General features: G+C 63.2%; 14 protein-coding genes and 1 pseudogene. 12 read left to right on the top strand and 3 right to left on the bottom strand.

Annotated elements, in window-relative coordinates:
- Nucleotides 1-16: 16 nt before the first annotated feature.
- Together NFH66_RS03840 and NFH66_RS03845 are read left to right on the top strand one after the other, a co-directional pair.
- Nucleotides 17-3,460: a glycosyltransferase family 4 protein gene (locus NFH66_RS03840; RefSeq protein ID WP_349608554.1), complete on the top strand. Its 3,444-nt coding sequence runs from the start codon at nt 17-19 to the stop codon at nt 3,458-3,460.
- The gene (locus NFH66_RS03845; RefSeq protein ID WP_349608556.1) at nt 3,450-5,282 is read left to right on the top strand and encodes a CHASE2 domain-containing protein; all 1,833 of its coding nucleotides are present in this window, start codon (nt 3,450-3,452) and stop codon (nt 5,280-5,282) included. Before NFH66_RS03840 ends, NFH66_RS03845 begins: the two co-directional genes overlap by 11 nt.
- Before the next feature lie 77 nt (nt 5,283-5,359).
- Here the strand turns inward: NFH66_RS03845 and NFH66_RS03850 are convergent, their stop codons facing one another.
- The 3 genes from NFH66_RS03850 to NFH66_RS03860 all read right to left on the bottom strand — a co-directional run bounded on the left by NFH66_RS03850 (nt 5,360) and on the right by NFH66_RS03860 (nt 8,411).
- A complete protein-coding gene (locus NFH66_RS03850) occupies nt 5,360-6,184 on the bottom strand; it encodes a DUF4214 domain-containing protein (RefSeq protein WP_349608557.1) in 825 nt (274 codons plus the stop codon).
- Between the two features lie 152 nt (nt 6,185-6,336).
- On the bottom strand, nt 6,337-6,990 hold the full coding sequence (locus NFH66_RS03855) for a cyclic nucleotide-binding domain-containing protein (RefSeq protein ID WP_349608558.1): 654 nt from the start codon (nt 6,988-6,990) through the stop codon (nt 6,337-6,339).
- A 2-nt stretch (nt 6,991-6,992) separates the two neighbouring features.
- Complete coding sequence (locus NFH66_RS03860) at nt 6,993-8,411, bottom strand: FecR family protein (protein ID WP_349608559.1); 1,419 nt, start codon at nt 8,409-8,411, stop codon at nt 6,993-6,995.
- A gap of 260 nt (nt 8,412-8,671) precedes the next feature.
- Between NFH66_RS03860 and NFH66_RS03865 the strand changes: the two genes are divergently transcribed.
- The 10 genes and pseudogenes from NFH66_RS03865 (at nt 8,672) to NFH66_RS03910 (ending at nt 20,346) form a co-directional block, all read left to right on the top strand.
- Nucleotides 8,672-9,934 carry a tetratricopeptide repeat protein gene (locus NFH66_RS03865; RefSeq protein ID WP_349608561.1) on the top strand — a complete coding sequence of 421 codons (1,263 nt, stop codon included), beginning with the start codon at nt 8,672-8,674 and terminating at the stop codon, nt 9,932-9,934.
- Between the two features lie 284 nt (nt 9,935-10,218).
- Entirely contained in the window at nt 10,219-13,734 is a 3,516-nt protein-coding gene (locus NFH66_RS03870) for a DUF4214 domain-containing protein (protein WP_349608562.1), read from the top strand.
- Between the two features lie 103 nt (nt 13,735-13,837).
- The gene (locus NFH66_RS03875) at nt 13,838-14,614 is read left to right on the top strand and encodes a SapC family protein (RefSeq protein WP_349608563.1); all 777 of its coding nucleotides are present in this window, start codon (nt 13,838-13,840) and stop codon (nt 14,612-14,614) included.
- An 11-nt stretch (nt 14,615-14,625) separates the two neighbouring features.
- Nucleotides 14,626-14,829 (top strand): DUF6447 family protein, encoded by a 204-nt coding sequence (locus NFH66_RS03880; protein WP_349608564.1) that lies wholly within the window; start codon nt 14,626-14,628, stop codon nt 14,827-14,829.
- A 181-nt stretch (nt 14,830-15,010) separates the two neighbouring features.
- Complete coding sequence (locus tag NFH66_RS03885) at nt 15,011-15,622, top strand: hypothetical protein (protein WP_349608566.1); 612 nt, start codon at nt 15,011-15,013, stop codon at nt 15,620-15,622.
- A 31-nt stretch (nt 15,623-15,653) separates the two neighbouring features.
- A complete protein-coding gene (locus NFH66_RS03890; protein WP_349608567.1) occupies nt 15,654-16,727 on the top strand; it encodes a hypothetical protein in 1,074 nt (357 codons plus the stop codon).
- Nucleotides 16,728-16,784: 57 nt separating this feature from the next.
- A complete protein-coding gene (locus NFH66_RS03895; RefSeq protein WP_502878630.1) occupies nt 16,785-17,732 on the top strand; it encodes an Rpn family recombination-promoting nuclease/putative transposase in 948 nt (315 codons plus the stop codon).
- Between the two features lie 81 nt (nt 17,733-17,813).
- Nucleotides 17,814-18,505, top strand: a pseudogene (locus NFH66_RS03900) (IS3 family transposase); the annotation flags it as partial.
- Nucleotides 18,506-18,693: 188 nt separating this feature from the next.
- Nucleotides 18,694-19,668 carry an Rpn family recombination-promoting nuclease/putative transposase gene (locus NFH66_RS03905; RefSeq protein WP_349608568.1) on the top strand — a complete coding sequence of 325 codons (975 nt, stop codon included), beginning with the start codon at nt 18,694-18,696 and terminating at the stop codon, nt 19,666-19,668.
- A gap of 201 nt (nt 19,669-19,869) precedes the next feature.
- Entirely contained in the window at nt 19,870-20,346 is a 477-nt protein-coding gene (locus tag NFH66_RS03910; RefSeq protein ID WP_502878664.1) for a SapC family protein, read from the top strand.
- Nucleotides 20,347-20,453 lie beyond the last annotated feature (107 nt).

A 20,453-nucleotide genomic window follows, 5' to 3' on the forward strand; every position in this document is an offset into this window, starting at 1 on the left:
AGGAGTTCATATCATCATGCCATCCCTCTCGGCCATCCATCAGTTCGCGGTCACCTGCGCCAGCGGCGACGGCATCACCAACGGCATGCTGTTCACCCAGCGGTTGGTACGGGCGTCGGGGCTGGCCTCGGAGATCTATGTCATCGACGCGCCAGGGGACATGGCGGAGCGGGTACGCGACTACCGCGACTACCTGGCGCGGCCCGACGAGCTGCTGCTGATTCATCACGGCAGCGGAAACCCTCTGGAGAGCTGGCTGGAGGGGCTGGCCTGCCGCAAGCTGCTGGTCTACCACAACATCACCCCGGAGCGCTTCTACTCGCCGGATGACCCGGCGGTACCGGTGCTGCGTCACGGCCGCGAGCAGCTGACCCGCTGGCACACCTGGCTAGACGGCGCCATCGCTGACTCTGAGCACAACCGCCGCGAGCTGCTCGAGGCGGGTTTTCTGCCCGAGACCACCCGGACTCTACCACTGTTGGTCGATCTTGCCCGGCTGTCGCCGGGCCAGCCGGCGGCGGCGCCGCCGCCCCAGCCGGCCACCGATGCCCCCTATCGTCTGCTGTTCGTCGGCCGTCTGGCCGCCAACAAGAACCAGGCGGGGTTGATCGCCGCCCTGGCGGCCATGCAGCGGCGCAGCGCCTGGCCAGTTGAGCTGACCCTGGTGGGTGGCGGCGATGACGGCACAGTCCACCGTCTGCAAAGGTTGGCGGAGGATCTCGGCGTGGCCGCGAGCGTGATACTCACCGGCAAGGTCGACGATGCCGAATTGCAGCGCCACTACCAGCAGGCGGATCTTTACCTGAGCCTTAGTGAGCACGAAGGCTTCGGCATGCCGCTGATCGAGGCCATGGCCCATGAGCTTCCGGTGCTTGCCTACGCCGCCCCTGACAGCAGCATTGGCGACACTGTGGGGGCGGGCGGGTTACTGCTCAACGAGGCGGAGCCCGAGGTGGCGGCTGCCGCGGCACTGATGATGCTGCGTAATCCGGGGCTCCGGGCGAAGCTGGTCGAGGCCCAGCGTGAGCGCTTGGCCCGGTTCGAACCGGCCCGGTTGTTTGAGGAATTACGCGGGTTTCTTGCCGAGCGGGGCATGACCATGCCAGCGCTGCCTGATGAGAGGGCATGTCTGCCGGTGCGTCGCCGCTGGCGGATCGAAGGCCCCTTCGACTCAAGCTATAGCCTGGCACTGGTTAACCGAGAACTGGCATTTGCCCTGCAAGGCATCGACGGTGAAGCTCAGGTAGCTCTGCATAGTACCGAAGGCGGCGGCGACTTTGCCCCGGATCCAGCCTTTTTGGACGGTGAGCCAGGACTTGCCGATGCCGTTGGGCTTGCCGCCGAGCCGGCCTGGTACGATGCCAGCCTGCGGCTATGTTATCCGCCACGCACGACAGGCCTTGTCGGGCGACATCGGTTAATACACAGCTATGGCTGGGAAGAGTCGGTGTTTCCCCATGAGCACGCCCAGGCCTTCAATGCCCGGCTCTCGGCGGTGACCACCATGTCGCGCTATGTGTCCCGGGTTCTGGCCGACAGCGGGGTGGGGCTGCCGCTGCCGGTGGTCGGCGTGGGCACTGATCATCTGTGCGATATCGAACCGGACCCCGCGGCGTTGGCTGACTGGTTGCCTGCGCCCCAGGCCGGCGAGGCACCGATGACCTTCCTGCATGTCTCCTCCTGCTTTCCGCGCAAAGGCGTCGACGTCCTGCTGGCCGCCTGGTATCGCAGCTTCGCCGCCGATGACCACGTACAGCTGATACTCAAGACCTTTCCCAACCCCCATCATGATATCGAGGCGGAACTCGCCGAATATCGCCGACGTTATCCCCGGGGTGCGCCCGTCCAGTTGATCAATGCCGATCTCGGCGCCGGCGCGGTGCGTGCCCTCTACCATCACGTCGATGCCCTGGTGGCGCCCAGCCGCGGCGAGGGCTTCGGCCTGCCCATGGCCGAGGCGATGTGGTGTGACGTGCCGGTGATCACGACCGGAAGCGGTGGCCAGTGCGAGTTCTGCACTCCCGAGACCGCCTGGCTTATCGACTATCAATATGCTCGCGCACGCACCCATATGGAGCAGTTTGCATCCGTCTGGGTAGAGCCCAGTGAGGAGCATCTTGCGGGGCTGATGAGCGAGTTCACCTCGCGTCACCAAAACGGCGAGTTGCGCGACTGGACTGCCTCGCGGCGCCAGGCGGCTCGTGCCCTTGTGGCGCGTGAGCATAGCTGGGCTGCCGTGGCGCAGCGCACTCGGACGGCGGTAGAAGCCCTGGACACTCTCCCCGTGTTGACGCCGCGAACTCGTATCGGTTGGGTAAGCACCTGGAACAGCAAGTGCGGCATTGCTACCTACTCGAAACTGCTGGTCACGCCGGCCTTGGCTAATCAGGTCACAGTGTTGGCCAACCGCGATGCCGAGCTGATCGCCGAGGATGGGCCCGAGGTAGTGCGCTGCTGGGAGCAGATTGCCGCAGATGGCAAGGGGGGTTATCTGGAGGACGACCTCGAGGCGCTGCATGCGGAGATCCTTCGGCGTGGCCTCGACACCGTGGTGGTACAGTTCAACTTCAGCTTCTTCGGCCTGGCGCCGCTGGCCACCTTACTCAAGCGTCTGCAGGGTGAGGGCGTGCAGACATTGGTGTTCTTCCACTCCACCGCCGACGTGGAGTGGGGCGGGCTGCCCAAGAGCCTGCTGCAGATGCGCGAGGCGCTGGCCGGCTGCTCACGGCTGATGGTTCACGGTATCGATGACCTCAACCGGCTCAAGGCCATGGGGCTCGACGCCAACGCCACCCTCTTTCCCCATGGGGTGATGGCCGCGCCCGCGGTCACGCCGCCCGCGGACCCGCGCCATGCCGCCCTGGAAGGCAAGCGGGTGATCGCCAGCTACGGCTTCCTGCTGCCCCACAAGGGGGTGCACGAGCTGATCGAGGCCTTCGCCATGCTGGCGGAGGAGGACCCCGGCCTGCATCTGCTGCTGCTCAACGCCCTCTATCCGGCTCCCCCGTCCGAAGCAGAGGCGGAGCGCTGCCGGCAGACCATCGCCCGCCTGGGGCTGGAAGGGCGGGTCACCCTGATCAACGACTTTTTGCCCGACGACCAGACCCTGGGCTGGCTGCAGGCGGCGCAGCTGCTGGTGTTCCCCTACCAGCACACCCAGGAGTCCTCCTCGGCGGCGGTACGCTGGGGGCTGGCCAGCGGCCGCCCGGTGGCCTGCACGCCGCTGGGCATCTTCGACGACGTGGCCGAGGCGGTGGCCTTCCTGCCCGGCACGGCGCCGGCCGAGCTGGCATCGGGCATCCGCGAGCTGCTCGACGATCGCCGGCGCCGCGAACGGCTGCAGCAGGACGCCGCGGCCTGGCTGGCTGCCCACGACTGGCCGCGCCTCTCCCAGCGACTGCATGGGTTGATGACAGCACTGGCCTGGGACGGTATCAAGCAGGAGCGAGATGAGGGCTAGAGGGCTAGGCGGCGGACGTCTCGCGCTGCTGGTTCTGCTGTTGGCAATTGCCGGCTGGCTACTGCAGGCCGACCCTGTGGCGCCCTTCGGAAGGCTTTCCTGGCTCACCTATGATGCCGTAATGGAATGGCGTCAACCTCGAGAGCGGCTTGACTCGCGCATCGTCATTGTTGATATCGATGACGCCTCGCTCCAGACCATGGGCCGCTGGCCTTGGCCGCGAACGCACCTGGCTGAGCTTCTTGATGCCATTCTGGACGCGGGCCCTGCCATGGTGGGGTTGGATATTTTGTTGCCAGAGTCTTCCACATTCGCGGATGACCACGCGCTGGCGCAACCACTTGCGGCATCACAAGTCGTCACTGCTACGGCCTTCGGTGATGTAGTCGAAGATGAGTCGGGGCTGCCGCGTGCCCACCGGGAAGTGGCTCCTCACCCTTCGCTGTATTATCAGGAAATACCGCCGGTGCAGGGGCATATCACTCCAGAGTTTGAGAGTGACGGTCGCATTCGGCGCCTTTACCCCAATATTGTTACGCCCGATGGACAGACGCGCCCTACACTGGCGCTGGCGATGCTGCAAGAGTGGGCAGCGTCGCCACTGCGTCGTAGGGAATCCCTCGGCAGTACACAGCTCTGTGTGGTCAACTTCTGTCAGTGGGTAACGCCGGGTCACGGGTTGCTGATTCCCTATCACCACCCCAGTCGCTTTGACTATTTGAGTGCGAGTGAAGTGGCTGCCGGCCAACACCGTGAGCGCTTGGCTGACCGTTTGGTGCTGGTGGGTACCTCGGCGGCGGGACTGGGGGATTTGGTGGCTACCCCCCGTGGTCCCCTAACGCCAGGAGTTGAGTTGCACGCCGTGTTACTGGCGGGGTGGCTCGATACGCTGGCATGGCGCCCTGTGCCACATGCCCGCCTGTGGCTGCTGGGTGGGTTACTGCTATTGGGCTTGGCAGTATTTCCGTTGCTGGGCAGCACGCGCAGCGCCCTGTGGACTCGGACACTGGGTGTCGGCGTTGCCGTGATACTGGTAATTCTGCCGCCGCTGCTGCTGGTCAACGGCTGGTGGCTAGCGCCCTGGGCATGGTGGAGTGGAGTGGGCGCCTTGTTCGTCATATGGATGGGGCGGGAGCGCTGGCGGCTGTGGCAGCGACACCGCCGACTCTACCGGGCCTTTGGCGCCTATGTGCCGCGCAGTGTTCTGCGTCAGCTGGCAGAGGAGGATGGCGAAGCACGCTTCGCTCCACAGCGAAAGCCATTGGTCATCATGTTTGGTGACATCGTGGGCTTCACGGCCATTAGTGAAGAGCTGGAGCCGGAACGCCTGGCCATGCTGACCAATTATATCTTTACCGAGTTGACCGAGGTGGTGCATTACCACGGTGGCACCCTGGACAAATATATTGGTGATGCGCTGATGGCCTTCTGGGGAGCGCCGCTGAGCAGCGAAGAGGACGCCACGCGCGCACTTGCCTGTGCGCAAGCCATGCAGCATCGGCTGGATACCATCAACCACTGGGCCAAGTCACAAGGCTACCCACCCATTGCCTTGCATATTGGCATGGAGGCTGGCGAAGTAACGGTCGGTAATCTTGGCTCCCAGCAGCGGCTTGCCTATACGGCCCTGGGCTCCGCGGTGAACCTGGCCGCCCGGCTGGAGGAGCACGCCGGCCAGATCGACCAGCCCGTGCTGATTGGCCCGGGACTGGCCGACGCCCTGAAGGTGGAAGGCGAGGAGCGGCTAGAGCCCCTCGGGGCAGTGTCGCTCAAGGGCATCAGCCAGCCGGTGGCGCTATGGCGGCCGGGGGGTGAATGGTGAGTGGTGAGGGGTGAGGAGTAAGGAGTAACTACTCACTATTCACCATTCACCAGCCGCGAAGCGGCGCTCACCCCTCACTAAAGCACCCACTCATCCGTGCCGGTATCGAACTGCAGCCCAGCCAGCCAGGCATCGGCATTGCTGCGGTTCTCCTCGGACTGGGCGAAGCTCACCAGCACCTCGGCGTGGGAGCGGCCATTGTTCTGGATATCATTCAGCCAGTAGTCGATCCCGGCTCGGTCGGCCTGTCGTCCCAGCACATTTTCGTAGAGCTGGTTGATATAGTTGGCGTCATCGAAATCATCAAACTGGCTGCGGAACTCGTCGGCCTGATAGAAGCTGCGTGCTATGTCCTGAAGGGATTGGCCATCGCGCATGTTGCCGACGAAATAGTTGAGCCCTGGTTCATCAGGCTCTCGATCCAGGGCGGCCTCGTAGAGAAGTGCCATGTCCTCTACCTGCCCGCGGTTTAGCCTGGCCTGGAAGGGTGGTCCGTCAGGCGTATCATCGAAGAGGTCATCGCCACTTCCGTCGAACAGGCTGGCGAAAAGAGCGTCTAGTCCGACATCTCCCTGCGCGGCGTCATCGCTGAATAGCTCATCGAAGGCGGCATCGTCATCACCTGGCTCCCAGCCGTCATTCGGATCGTAATCGGGCAGCGTGGCGAGATACTCCTGAAAGAAGGGCTGTGAATACAGTGCCTGAGCATAGTGATAGACGTTATCTGGATTTGACGCCCAGGCCTCCACGCGGGCTTCTTCGCCGGCGGTCAACGCGCCATCCATCAACGTGATGCCAAGGTTCTGCTGGAAGTAACTGTCGACCCACTGGGTCAGCTCTTGCCAGAACGTCTGGTTGAGCGCGTTGTTGTTCCAGAACTCTTCATAGTCGGTCTCGTTCATTGTTCTCTCTCCGCGTTGACGTTGCCACACGACCGGTGCCGAGTCCGGTCGTCCTCTGGCAGTCTAGTCGGAGCGGGAAGGAGGGTGCCCCCTGCAAACGAAGGGGTCGATGAGGGGGCAGTATCGGGAGGGGGAGCGCTCGAGGCCGGCCGCTAGGCCTCGCTGTCGGCGGTCTGCTGCATCAGCTCCCTGCTGACCTGAATGCTCTTGCCGTGCACCCGCACCAGGCCGCCCTGCTCCAGCACCTTGAGGGCACGTCCGGCCATCTCGCGGGTACAGCCGGCCATCAGGGCCAGCTCCTGGCGCGTGTAGTGGATGGTCACGCCGTCGTACTTGGCCTTGGCCGCCAGCTGCGAGAGTTCCTGCAGGCAGCGTCGAATGCGCCCCACGACATCATGGAAGGCAAAATCGCTGGCGCGCTGGGTGGTCTTGAGCAGACGTACGGAGAGCTGGCGCCCCAGCGCATAGAGGAGTTTGGGATGCTCTTCGGCCAGTTGATGAAACTCGGTGTGAGGCAGCATGCCCACCTCGCAATCGCTATGGGCCACTACCCAGGCCGAGCGTGGCAGCTCGGGGCAGAAAATGCCTACCTCACCGGCAAACTCACCTGGGCCAAGGTAGGTCACGATCATCTCCTGGCCCTGAGGGCTGATCAGCGCAACCTTGGCGACTCCCTTGATAAAGTAGAGCAGGGTGTCGGCTTGGCTACCGCCGTTGAGTATCCTCTCTTTGCGGGAGAAGCAACGACGATGGCAGTGGGCCAATAGCAGCGATTCCAATGCGTCATCCAGGTAGGGTGATGGCATGTTTAGTCGTGCTCCAGCACCCAGTGTGTTGCTCCTACTGCATCGACGCCTGGCTCGATCTGATACTCGAATAGCAAGCCCGCTTCCGCGGCGGCATTACCTAGTACCCCGGCAAGTTGACTGGGCGATTGGCTATCGCTGAGCAGATAACCGTCTTGCGTCAGTTTGCCGCCACCTACCACGGGAATGGCGCCAGGCAACGAATCGGCATGCACATCCAGTCGTGCGGCAAAGCGCTGCTGCTCAAAGTCCACTACCAGGCCAGGGTGGCTGATGGAAGCGGTTTCCAGCTGCTCACCCCGCTTCACATACGCCTCGTAGCGGTTGAGGTCGAAATAGGCCTTGCCTGCATCGGGCAGTTGAGGTCTGTGCAAGGAGTTTTCCACCATGCCGAAGACACTGTTGACCGTGGGATAGCGGCGCGGCTGATGGTCACCGTGCAGCAGGCGTGCGACTTCACGGGTTTCATCGTCAACAAATTCACTCCAGCGGCCCCAGAGGATGGTGGGCTGGGCGACTCGCCCCTGGTCACGGGGCTGAATCTCACTGGCCGCGTTGCCACGCTCCACCGCTTCGGCAATGAGCCCGGTCTGCTCCATATAGCGGTTTGCCTGCTCCAGGGCCTCCTCGTAGTTGCGCGAGCCGGGCAGGGAGTCGCCGGTCAGCAACTGGACGCCCTCCTGGTGGGGCATGGCCGTTTCGATAGGACTTAACGTGGACTCCGCGGGGTGGGGGGGGCGCAGCTCATCCGGGGTAATGCCATCACGGGTAAGCTGGGCCGCCCTGTCGCCCAGGCGGGTCTCCAGCAGCATGTTGCGCTGGGTGTCGAACAGCTCAACTGCGCCACTGCTGTCGCAGGGGCCCACGCCTCCGCGCCGGCACTCGCTGGAGAGCGGCGCCATCACCACGCCGCCACGGGCCAGGCTCAAGCGACTCACCTCATCCAACGACAGAATGCTGAAATCGGTGCCGCGGATACCAATCGCGGCGATGGGTGTTTCAAGGCGGAAGTGCTCACGGCTGCGGGCGCCGATCTCGCCGCTGATCGAACGCACGACACCATGGTGCAGGGTCAGGTTAACGCGAGATGCATCTGGCTGATCGGGGGTGTAACGGTAATGGGCGATGGTGATGGCGCTATCGCTACGCAGACTGAGCAGAGCGCCGTCGACCATGCGCAGATGCACGAATCCATCGGCTCCCGTGGTGAGCCTGTCTCCTTCATGAATGGGGTCGGCAGCTGCCAGGGAGTGGGCTGTGGCATCTCGCCATACGGTGGCATCACCGCTCACGAAGGTGACCTTGCCAGACAGCTTTTGGCCAGCCCATGCCCAGGAGGGCAATAGCAGGCATAGCAGCATCAGGCTTGATAGCAGCACCATTACGCAAGGGTAAACGGAGCGTGGTTTGGCTCGTTGCATGGCAAGATCCATCCTCCATAGATAGGGGAAAGGTACAGCCTTCGGCGTAGATACACGTCGTTTGGGCAGCAAGGCAACAAGCCATGCGGCCTGGAGTCGCTAGGGCCGGCGGGCTTTTCTTCATGATAAGCTACGACTTTCCTTTCACCAATGATAATGCAACCTTGTACCTCCTGACGACAGTGACTCGGTGCCCGGTATGGCGCCGCGGTGCCGCGGTTTGCGCGCTATTGGCAAGTCTAGGACTGGCAGCTCCTGTCTTGGCCCTGGATGAAGCGCGTCTGGCTACACGCCTGGAGCAGCAGCCTCTGCCCAGCGTATACCGCTGGCTACAGCGGCAGCCCAAGCCGGCCATGGCGGTCGAGGCCGCTCGCTATCACCAGTGGCTGGGCCAGATCGCCATGCGGCTGGGGGATGCCGCCGCCGCCGTGGAACATTTCGAAGCCGCTGTGCTGGCGTATCCCTACGCGCTGGGGGCACGGCTGGAGCTGGCCCTGGCCTATGCGGAGCTGGGCAACCCTGAAGCGGCACGCGCCAGCCTGCGTGCGCTGCACGCGTATCGAGGGGGAGCCGAGTTGCCGCCCGAGGCGGCGGACACCCTGGATTGGTTGGAGCAGCGCCTGGAGCAACAGCCGGCACCGGCGAGCTCGCAGGACGCGGTGGAGAACACTTTTACCCTGGCGCAGGGGTTCGATAGCAACGCCAACCTGGGGTCACGTCACCGCTCCATTCCGCTCAACCTCTTCGGCCTGATACCCGATGAGGCCGTGCTGGCCGACGCCAGCCGTGCCCAGGCGAGCCACTTTACCCGTCTCGCAGCCACCACGCGGCTTCCCATCGGAGAGCTGGTCGAAAGTGACCACGCGGCCCTTGATGACTGGCAACTGCTGGGGGGGCTGGGAGCGCAGGAGTATCACGATCTCGATCGCTTGCAGCGCCGAGATGCCTACCTGGGAGCTGCCTGGCAATCACCCAGGCGTCATGAGCGCTTAACCTCCCTGCTGCAGTATCAGCACGTGGAAGGTATCGGTACCGCCTGGTATCTGGATGCCGACTATCGATGGCTGGTAAGGAACCACTGGCTGCTCCAGCTGGGTGGGCAGTGGCAACAGGAGCCCACTGGCCGCAACAGCCTGCGGGTCACCGGCGGCGTATGGCGCGAATGGCAGGGCATGCTGCTATGGGGACAGGCCAGCTGGCAGGAGCGTCGCGGTAGGCCGGCTGGCGATACCTGGCGATGGCGGCTGGGGGGGCAGGGGCCGACCTGGCTGGCAGGGCCGCTGGAGGCGACGGCTTATGCCCATCTTGAGCAGAGGGGGGATACGGAAAATTACAATTTCGCCTTCTTCGGGAATACTCAACGCCGCGAGACCACCACGACACTGGGGGTGCATACAAGGCTGCCGCTGCAGTCACGGCTTGAGCTGGGCATGGACGCCCGCTGGGAGCGCACCAAGGCGAATCTGGCGCTATTTGAAGCCGATCGCTGGAGCCTGGAAGCATCTCTGCGGTGGCGCTGGTAGGCACCGCTATTGGCATGCCGTGTGGCTATGCTAGGCTAGAGTCCGTTGCCGGCGGGGTGCGCCCTGCTTTCGCATGCCTTCGGGGAAGTGGCGAGTTTTTTTGCAAAGTGTGAACTGCTTCACAGTTTTGCCAGGAAGATGGTTCACAATGCAGCCTACCCCTTGAAGGGTAATTGTCCCCACAGCGGGACTGTACTGCAGACCGGGCTGACGGGCCCAGGTAGCCCACCAGGGCCGCCGAGCGTCTGCACTGTCGATTCGACAACCAAATGGAGTTTGAACACATGGCAACTGTTGCTGAACAGATCCAGAAGCTCTACATCGGCCTGCTGGGCCGCGCCGCCGACCAGGCTGGCCTGGACTACTGGACCAACGAAATCGAAAGCGAAGCGCTCACCCTCGAGCAGCTGCGCGCCAACATTGTGGAAGAGCAGGACGAGTACCAGAGTGGCATCGGTGACATGACCCGTGCCCAGGCGGTCAACCAGCTCTACCAGAACCTGTTCAACCGTGACGCCGAAGCCGAAGGCCTGAACTACTGGGTTAACGGTGGCGGCGCTGAAGTCAGCTTCGACCAGCTGGTACTCGCGCTGATCGACGGCGCTTCTGCCGGCGACACCCTGGTGCTCGACAACAAGACCGAAGTTGCCCAGTACTACACCGAGCAGACTGGCGCCGACTATGTGCCGGCCGAAGCGCGCTCTGCCGTTGAGGATGTCGACGCCACTTCTGCTTCCGTCGCCCAAGCCAAGGCCGACATCGACGCCGGCAACCTCGACAGCTACACGCTGACTAACGGCATCGACGAAGCGACCGCCAATGTCTTCAACGCGCATCGCGTCTATGATCCGGAAGGCGACGATCAGAAGCCTTCGCTCGACGATGATGACGTCTTGACCGGTGAAGGCGAGAACCCCACGCTGAACCTCACCTTCGTCGACAATGCTGATACAGGCATCAACATCATTGCCCCGACCCTGAACGGTATCGAAACTATCAATACCGATGTCGTGGGTGCCGCGCCCAAGGTCCTGGATCTCCAGGACGCGACCGGTGTCAACGAGCTGAACGTCTCCCGTATCAGCAACACCAACTACACGACGCAGAATATTGCAGGCGCTGTTGAGAGCATGTCTGTCAACAACACCAATGCGCCGGGTAACAACGTTACCTTCGTTCATCTGGCATCAGCACTGAACGGCGATGACGACAGCACTGACCTCACGCTGAACAATGCCCAGGTAGGCACTCTGCGCGTTGATGCGGGTACCGCTGGCGCTACCACGGCGGGTGTTGGCTACGAAACCATCAACCTGGAAAGCGCTGGTTCCGCCAACTCCGTGACCGCGCTGAGCATCGAGGATGCCGAGACGCTGAACATTAGCGGCGACCAGAACCTGATGATCGGCGCCTTCGCCAACGCTGGTGGCTCCCTGAGCACCATCGATGGCAGTGCGCTGGCTGGCGATCTCGATATCAACCTGAACGGCGTTCTGAGCGCCACTCAGGACGGTACTTCCGGTACCAACATTGCGCTGTCCACCGTGACCGGTGCCGGTGACGACACCATCCGTATCACCAACGATACCATCGGTACGACCGACAGCATCGATGCTGGTGAAGGTACCGATACGCTGGCGCTGCAGGCCGACACCACCAACAACTTCACCCCGGCCACCACTGGCGCGGCACTGGTGACAGGTGTTGAGAATGTTACGGTTACTCATACTGCCGATAGCGCTGCAACAGCTGATACCCTGACCCTTGACCTTGCCCGCATCGAGGGTGATCAGGCCACTCGTCTGTTCAATAATGGTGATGCTACTGACACTCTCACCACTTTCAATCTGAACAATGCCTCCGAGGGTGATGCGGCTGCCATCAGCATTCAGCACAGCTCCACAGGCAACAATGGTCTTGCCAACAACGTCGTCAACGTGGATGTGGAAGCCGGTGTCGACACTGTGGGTGTAGCCATCGAAGAAGGCGCCAACAGCGATCCGCGCTTCAACTTCACGTTGAATGCCGACAGCGATGGCAACGCAGCCAACTCCACCAACAGCGTGACCAACATCACCCTGGCGGACAACGACTCCGAGTCCAACACGGTCGAGCTGACCCAGGCGGCGCGTCACACCGGCACCATCAGCGTCACCGGCGGCACGGCAGGCACCTTCCTCAACCTGGACGCGACTTCTGCTGTTGGTACTGCAGTAGGCGGCTACGGCCACGTGCTGACCGGCGCTGCAGGCGATGCCACTACTGCCGCTGCTGCGACTGCGGAAACTCGTGACACGGCCGTGGATCGCGTGTTCAACTCCGTCAACGGCGACCAGGTGCTGACCGCCTCCAACATCGATGCTGCTGACTTCGCCGGTAACTTCGAAGCGCGTCTGGGTGTGTCCAACACCAATGCCCAGCTGGGCTCCGGTGATGACACCCTGATCTTCGCCGATCGCGCAGGTATCTCCGCTGCGACGTCCGGTCTGACCATTCAGGACACCGTTTCCGGTGGTGCTGGCTACGACACCATCCTTCTGGACGGCGCCGCGGCTGCCATCACCCTGGGCGCATCTGAGTGGACCAACCTGTCTGGCGTCGATGAGGTACGTGTTGCCGGTCAAGCGGGTGGTAACTACACCCTGCGTCTGACCGATCAGCTGGTGACTCAGTCTGATGACGGTGGCCGCATCACTATCGTGAACAACGACGGTGACCTCACCTTCAACTCTGAGAACATCCTGACCGTCGACACCCGTGCGCTGGCCGCGTCCAGTTCGGTGACCTTCACCGGTGCCAATGGTGATGGTTCCTTCGCTCTGGGTATCCGTAACGCACAGACGGTCATTCTGGACGATGTGACTGCGAACGGTAACAACATCCTCGACGGCGGCGACGTCAACGTGGTGTCCGAGTACGTTGTCAACGGTCGAGACGCTACTAACGTACTGCCGGGGGCAACCTTCGCTACTCAAGCAGCTGCCGATGCACAGTACGTGGCTGACGTCGCCGCAGGTAACGAAGGCAACAACAACGTCCTGCAGGTCTTCAATACTGCAGAAGTGACCGTGGGCGATCTGGCCAACACCCAGAACTTCAGCACCATCAACTTCACCAACGACCAGGCGGCGGTTCAAACACTGAACCTGACCCTGGACAGTGCCACGGTGGATGCCCTGGTTGACGCCAGCCACACGGCGACCGCTGACCAGGTGGAAACGCTGACCATCACAGCCAACGACAACCCGGTTGTTGGTGCTGCCACCTCCAACCTGAACGTCCAGGCCGCAACCGTCGGTTCTCAGTTCAGCCTGAACGTGACCGGTGATGGCGGCGCAGACGTCATCGTTGCGGGTGCTGGTGACGACGTCCTGACTGGCGGCGGCGGTGCCGACACCATTATCGGCAACGGCGGTGCCGACACCATTATCGGCAACGGCGGTGCAGACACCCTGACCGGTGGCGCGGGTGCTGATACCTTCACCTACGTCGCTGCAACTGACTCTTCTGCTGGATCCTTCGATACCATCACTGACTTCACAGCTGGTACCGATGTGGTCAACTTGGATGCACTGTTTGCTGGTGGTCCTGCTGCACCGGCTGCCATCACTACTGCTGTTGCTGCACTGAGCGGTGTTGCTGCTGAGTTTGGTGGTAACGAGATTGCGATCCATGACGATGGTGCTAACACCACCGTCTATGTGGACGTTTCTGGTGACAACGCCTTCGGTGCTGGTGATATGCAAATCGAGCTCACCGGTACTGGTCTGGGTCTTACGACTGCAGACTTCCTGGTCTAATCCCTCTCCCAGAGAGCGGATGCCTATCGTCCGATAGGTCAAGGCAAGCACAGAACCCCCGACTTCGGTCGGGGGTTTTTTCTCATCCGATTCGGGAGGCGAGATGACCCAATGGATCGCCCTGTCGCGCAGCGATCACGCCGAGGCGCACTATCGGCCGCGCGACGCTTTTCATGTCACTGCGGGGCAGGCGGTGGCGCCCGTGTTGCTCGCCGAGCTGGGCCGCCTGCTGCCCCACTATGTGCTGGGCTTCATCGCCCAGGGTGATGGCTATCAGCCCGTCGCCCTGCTGAGCCTGGACGGCCAGCGCAACCTCTACCTGAATGCCGACGGCCGCTGGCTGGCCGGCTATGTGCCCGCCTCGCTGCGCGGCCATCCCTTCACCCTGGCCCAGACCGAGCAGGGTCAGAAGCAGAAGGTCCTGGCCATCGCTGCCGACCACCTGGTCGACGAGGGGCAGCCGCTGTTCGATGAGGCCGGCGAGCTGAGCGAGCCCGTGGCGCGCACGCTGCAGTTCCTCAATCAGTGCGACCGCAACCGCCAGCCAACATGGCAGGCCGCCCAGGCGTTGGGTGACGCCGGGGTGATCGAGCCGTGGCCCCTGCAGTTGAGCCGCGGCGAAGGGCAGGAGCCGCTCAAGGTGCAGGGCCTCTATCGCGTGAGCGAGCAGGCCCTCAACGGCCTGGAGGCCGAAGCCTTCGCCACGCTGCGCGGCGGCCCGCTGGCCCTCGCCCATGCCCAGCTGTTCTCGACCCACCAGCTCAACCAGCTGACGGAGCGCGCCAAGCTCCATGCCCAGCAAAGCGAGGTCCCGGAAAACCTGGACAGCCTTCTGGATGGCATGGAGGATGACGACCTGACGTTCGATTTCGATACCTGAGGAGATACCCCATGAGCAACGAGCAGACCCTGACCATCGACGGCACCGAGTACAACGTCGCCGATCTCTCCGAGAATGCACGCACCCAGGTGATGAACCTGCGTGTCACCGACCAGGAGATTGCCCGCCTGCAGCAGCAACTGGCCATCCACCAGACCGCGCGCACCGCCTATGCACGGGCACTGAGCGACGAACTGCCGAAGACCGAGCAGTGATGCGTGCCGTACTGGTCGCCGCCCTGGGGCTCGCCCTGGGCGGCTGCGTGCCGTTCGTGCCGATTATTTGCAAAGAAAGGACACCACCAAAGAAAGGACACCCACTTACTTGCCCACTTACTTGACGGCGCACCGGCACCGACTAATTTGAAAGAAACGCCACTCGCCGAGGGCTTCTGCCATGACTCTTCCCCGCGCTGCGCTGGTGTCGCTCGACGCCACGCCCTGGTACCACCTGATCAACCGCTGTGTGCGCCGTGCCTTCCTGTGCGGCACCGATGCGGTAAGCGGCCAGTGCTACGAGCATCGCCGCGGCTGGATCGCCGACCGGCTGCGCCAGCTGGCCGGGGTGTTCGCCATCGATGTGGCGGCCTATGCGGTGATGAGCAATCACTACCATCTGGTGGTGCGGGTGGATGCGGCGCGTGCTGCGAAGTGGAGCGACGATGAGGTGCTGCGCCGTTGGACGATGCTGTTCACCGGCCCGCTGCTGGTGCAGCGCTATCGGGCCGGTACCGATCTGCTGCCGGCGGAGATGGTGGCGGTGAAGGAACTGGCTGCGACCTACCGTGAGCGGCTGGTCGATGTTTCCTGGTTCACACCAAAGAAAGCACACCAAAGAAAGGACACCCACTTACTTGCCCACTTACTTGCCCACTTACTTGACGGCGCACCGGCACCGACTAATTTGAAAGAAACGCCACTCGCCGAGGGCTTCTGCCATCAAACGGAAAGAAAGGACACCCACTTATTTCCCACTTATTTGACAGCGCATCGTATCCCGCTAATCTAAAGGCAACGCCGACTCGCTGAGGGCTCCCGCCATGACCCTTCCCCGCGCTGCGCTGGTCTCGCTTGACGCCACGCCTTGGTATCACCTGGTCAACCGCTGCGTGCGCCGCGCCTTCCTGTGCGGCACGGATTCGGTCAGCGGCCAGAGCTACGAGCATCGCCGCGGCTGGATCGCCGACCGGCTGCGCCAGCTGGCCGGGGTGTTCGCCATCGATGTGGCGGCCTATGCGGTGATGAGCAATCACTACCATCTGGTAGTGCGGGTGGATGCGGCGCGTGCTGCGAAGTGGAGCGACGATGAGGTGCTACGCCGTTGGACGATGCTGTTCACCGGCCCGCTGCTGGTGCAGCGCTATCGGGCCGGTACCGATCTGCTGCCGGCGGAGATGGTGGCGGTGAAGGAACTGGCTGCGACCTACCGTGAGCGGCTGGTCGATGTTTCCTGGTTCATGCGCGTGCTCAACGAGGCGGTCGCCCGCCAGGCCAACGCCGAGGACGGCGTGAAAGGGCGCTTCTGGGAAGGGCGCTTCAAGAGCCAGGCGCTGCTCGACGAGGCGGCGATCTTCAGCGCTATGGCCTATGTGGACCTCAACCCGATCCACGCCTGCATGGCGGAATCTCCTGAATCCTCGGACTTTACCTCGTTATCCGAACGGCTGGCCGAGTTGCATGGCGATCATCAAGCGGCGGAGGGAGCGGCGCCTGAGCCGGTGAGTGCTTCGCTTGATGCACCCACGTCCGGTCGCCAAGCAGCCGCCTGGTGCGAGACCCTGCCGCTGCAGCCGCTGATGCCGTTCGACGCCACTGCGCAGTTACCCAACGCCATTCCCTTCGGCTTCGAGGATTACCTTGAACTGGTCGAGACCACCGGGCGTTGCCAGCGCCCCGATAAGCGCGGGCTCATCGAAGGCCGCGTACCCAAGCTGCTCGACCGGCTGGGCATTGATCCCGAGGCCTTCATCGCCGCCTCCACCACGCTGCTCACGCGCTTCGGTAGCGCCGTGGGCACGCCCGAGAGCCTGACAGCCTGCTGTGCCGCCCGCCAGGCCCGCCACCTGCGCGGGATGCGCGCCGCCCGCGAGCTGTATGAACGCCGGGCGGCGTGAGGGTGGTAGTACAGCCGGCTTGCCGGCATCGACGCGTGGTAAACTACCGGCAGGCGATTGCAAGGACGCCCCATAGCCAATCACCACGACCACAGCTACAAGCTCCTGTTCTCCCATCCGGAAATGGTCAGGGATCTGCTGACTGGTTTCGTCAAGGAGGACTGGGTGGCTCAGCTCGACTTCTCGACACTGGAGAAGGTCAGTGGTTCCTACGTCACCGATGAGCTGCGTGACCGCGAGGATGACATCATCTGGCGGGCGCGCTGGGGAGACGACTGGCTCTACGTCTACCTCTTGCTTGAGTTCCAGTCGAGCGTCGACCGCTTCATGGCGGTGCGGATCATGAGCTACCTGGGACTGCTGTATCAGGACCTGATTCGCCAGAAAGCCCTGACGCCCAGTGGCAAGCTGCCCCCGGTGCTGCCCGTGGTACTCTACAATGGCGAAGAGCGCTGGCGTGCCGCACACAACGTCAGCGAGCTGGTCGAACGGGTACCGGGTGGCCTGGAGCGCTACCGGCCCGAGCTGAGCTACCTGTTGCTGGACGAAGGCGCCATCGTCGAGGCGCCCGACTGGTCGGACGAGACGCGCAACGTGGCGGCGGCGCTGTTCCGGCTGGAGCACAACCGCGACGAACAGGACATGCTCGAGGTGCTGGGCCGGCTGGTGGAGTGGCTCAAGGCCCCGGAGCAGACCGGACTGCGACGTGCCTTCGTGGTGTGGATACGGCGCGTGATGCTGCCCTATCGGGCACCAGGGGTGGAGCTACCCGAGTTCAACGACTTGCAGGATCTACACGAGGTACATGACATGCTGGCTGAGCGCATCAAGAAGTGGCCCGAACGGTGGATTGAGGAAGGGCGAGAGGAAGGCGAGAAGCTGCATGCCGAGAAGACCGCCCGCAACCTAATCGCCCGCACCGAGATGCACGATGCGATGATTGCTGAGATCGCCGGGCTTCCGGTCGACGAGGTGACGCGGCTGCGTGGGGAAGCCAAGCACTGACCGTCTGGATAGCGCCAGAACGCCCAGCGCCGCTCCGTGCGGCGCGCTACGCCCCGGCTCGATGGGAAACCCTGCCCACGCCGGAAGCGCGGCAGCTATGGCAGCCGCCGCATAGCCAAAGAACTGCGACGCCGTGGCTACGACGTCGGCCGTTACCAGGCTCGTAGCCTGATGCAGGAAGCCGGTGTGGAGGCACGGCAGCGGCGGCGCTGGCGTCATACGACCGACAGTCAGCACACCCTGCCGGTGGCGCCCAACCTATTGAACCGCCAGTTCATGGTAGCGACACCGAACCGGGCCTGGGTGGCCGATATCACGGCGATCTGGACGCTGGAAGGATGGCTCTATCTGGCGGCGGTGCTCGACCTCCACGATCGGCAGTTGGTGGGCTGGGCGATGGCGGGCCATATGCGCACGCAGTTGGTTCTTGACGCCCTGGAGATGGCCATAGGTCGTCGCCAGCCCAAGAGCGGGGTGATCCACCACAGCGACCGCGGTAGTCAGTACGCGTCTCGTGATTACCGTGCCACGCTGGACCGGCACGGGTTCCAGGCCTCGATGAGCCGGAAGGGAAACTGCTGGGACAATGCCGTCATGGAGTGCTTCTTCGGTTCACTGAAAAGCGAGTGGCTGGCAGGCCAGCGGTATGTGAGCCGACAGGCAGCGCGGCGTGACGTGATCGAGTACATCGAGATGGAGTACAACAGCTGCCGACTCACTCGACCCTGGGCTACCAGACGCCGAGGGAGGTTGAATTGGCAGCTGTGGCTTGAAAATGTGTCCGCTCTGACTTGACCAGAACAGCATGGCGTGGTCTCGGAACCGGAAAGCCACCAGATTAGCCCGAGGGGGTCGACATCGCCATGGAATCAGGGGGTTAGTCTGTCGGTGTGCCGCCGTGACTCCCGCCCGTCCGGCGAGGCGTGGTATCCTCTCATCCAACGATGACGTGAGGCGGCACATGGTTACCCACCACCACGACACTGGCTACAAGGAGCTGTTCAGCTACCCCGAGTTCGTTCAACAGCTGATCGAGGGCTTCGCGCCGCCCGAGATCGCCGGGCTGATGGACTTCTCGACGCTCAAGCAGCACAGCGGCCACTACATCACGCCGATGTTCGAGGAGAAGATTGAGGATGTGGTGTGGTCGGTGGAGGTGACCTGGGACGGCATCACCCAGCGGGTCTTCCTGTATCTGCTCCTGGAGTTCCAGTCCGCCGTCGATCGCACTATGCCGATCCGGTTGATGCACTACGTTGCCTGTTTCTACAGCGAGTTGCTCAAGCAGAAGGTCGTCACCCCCGGCGACGGCCTGCCGCCGGTGTTCCCGATCGTGCTCTACAACGGGTCACGGCCCTGGACGGCGCCACTGGATATCTACGCGATGGTGACCCCGGAACCGCCCGCGTTCCTGCAGGTCTATCAGCCGCACCTGCGCTACTACCTGATCGATGAAGGGCGCTACACTGATGCCGAACTGGGGCTGCGCCAGACGCCGCTAAGCGGCGTGTTCAGCGTCGAGAACGCCGGGGAGAGCTGGGAGGCTCTGCAGCGTGCCGTGGACCGGATCGTGGCGATCATCCAGGCTGACCCCAACAAGGAGCGCATCGACCGGATCATCACCCGCTGGCTCAAGCGGCATTTGTATCGACTGGGGGCCGGGATCAACCTGGACCAGCTCGACAGCCTCGTGGAGGATAAAGACATGTTGGCAGAGAATCTGGAAAATCTGGTGAAGAAAGAACGGCTGGAAGGGCGCCAGGAAGGGCGCCTGGAAGAAGCTCGCGAGGTTGTGCGGACTCAGCTTACCTTCAAGTTTGGTGAGGTGCCTGATTGGGTCGAGGCGAGACTCGTAAAAGCCGACCACGATCAGCTCAAAGGTTGGATGCGCGACGTGCTGTTCGCCAACAGCCTGGAAGAGATGTTCAAGCACTGACCCCCTGGCGGATCACGTCTCGACCCTTCCGCTCCACCCTTGGCGATCAGCTCGCCTTCCAGCAGGCGTTCCGCTGCCAGGAGCGCCAGCTTCATCACCTCCTGTCGCGTTTTGCCGTGGGCCTGGGCCAGGCGGCGTAGGCGTGCCTGGCTATTTGCATCGAGGCTGATCGTCACTTCCTAAAAGAAAGGACACCCATTTATTTGGCACCTGGCGGAAACCCTGCAGGCCATGCAGCGCCAGCAGCCGGCGCTGGAACGCATCGTCGAGCGGCTGCAGCATCACGGGCTGGTGGTCAAGCAGGAGCTGAAGGTGCGCCTGCCCGGCGGCGAGCTCCGCGTGGTGCGCGGCGTGAACCTGGTGGATGAAAAGCGCTTCAATGCCCTGGATGACGACGCCTTCCACGAACTGCGCCGCTGCAGCACCTCGCCGAGGCGCGTGATCGGCACCAGGCTCACCGCCTGGCTCTCCCAGCCCATGGCCTCGGCCGGCTGCCATGGCGACAGCGCCAGCCCGTTCAGGCGCGCCGGCAAGGGCCCGTCTGGCACCATCCTGGCGATCGCGGTGGGGTCGTCCCAGCAGGCCAGGGGCGTTGGTGTGGAAGGTGTTGCCAGGATCACCGGCTGTGCGGTGTCATCACGGCGAGGGTGCAGCACGGGCATGGCGTGGCCTCGGTAGTCGAACGCCACCAGACTAGCCTGAGCCGGTCAGCATCGCCATGGAATCAGGGGGTTAGCCTATCGGTGCGCCACCGTGACTCCCGCCCGTCCGGCGAGGCGTGGTAT

Origin of the sequence: Halomonas sp. H10-9-1 (genome assembly GCF_040147005.1) — a bacterium.
GTDB lineage: Bacteria > Pseudomonadota > Gammaproteobacteria > Pseudomonadales > Halomonadaceae > Halomonas.

Bases quoted from the DNA above. Each gene is read 5' to 3' on its own strand.
- NFH66_RS03880 (WP_349608564.1), top strand. From the start codon at position 14,626: ATGAGCAACGAGCAGACCCTGACCATCGACGGCACCGAGTACAACGTC.
- NFH66_RS03860 (WP_349608559.1), bottom strand. From the start codon at position 8,411: ATGCAACGAGCCAAACCACGCTCCGTTTACCCTTGCGTAATGGTGCTG.
- NFH66_RS03885 (WP_349608566.1), top strand. From the start codon at position 15,011: ATGACTCTTCCCCGCGCTGCGCTGGTGTCGCTCGACGCCACGCCCTGG.
- NFH66_RS03905 (WP_349608568.1), top strand. From the start codon at position 18,694: ATGGTTACCCACCACCACGACACTGGCTACAAGGAGCTGTTCAGCTAC.
- NFH66_RS03840 (WP_349608554.1), top strand. From the start codon at position 17: ATGCCATCCCTCTCGGCCATCCATCAGTTCGCGGTCACCTGCGCCAGC.
- NFH66_RS03845 (WP_349608556.1), top strand. From the start codon at position 3,450: ATGAGGGCTAGAGGGCTAGGCGGCGGACGTCTCGCGCTGCTGGTTCTG.
- NFH66_RS03875 (WP_349608563.1), top strand. From the start codon at position 13,838: ATGACCCAATGGATCGCCCTGTCGCGCAGCGATCACGCCGAGGCGCAC.
- NFH66_RS03855 (WP_349608558.1), bottom strand. From the start codon at position 6,990: ATGCCATCACCCTACCTGGATGACGCATTGGAATCGCTGCTATTGGCC.
- NFH66_RS03850 (WP_349608557.1), bottom strand. From the start codon at position 6,184: ATGAACGAGACCGACTATGAAGAGTTCTGGAACAACAACGCGCTCAAC.
- NFH66_RS03870 (WP_349608562.1), top strand. From the start codon at position 10,219: ATGGCAACTGTTGCTGAACAGATCCAGAAGCTCTACATCGGCCTGCTG.
- NFH66_RS03890 (WP_349608567.1), top strand. From the start codon at position 15,654: ATGACCCTTCCCCGCGCTGCGCTGGTCTCGCTTGACGCCACGCCTTGG.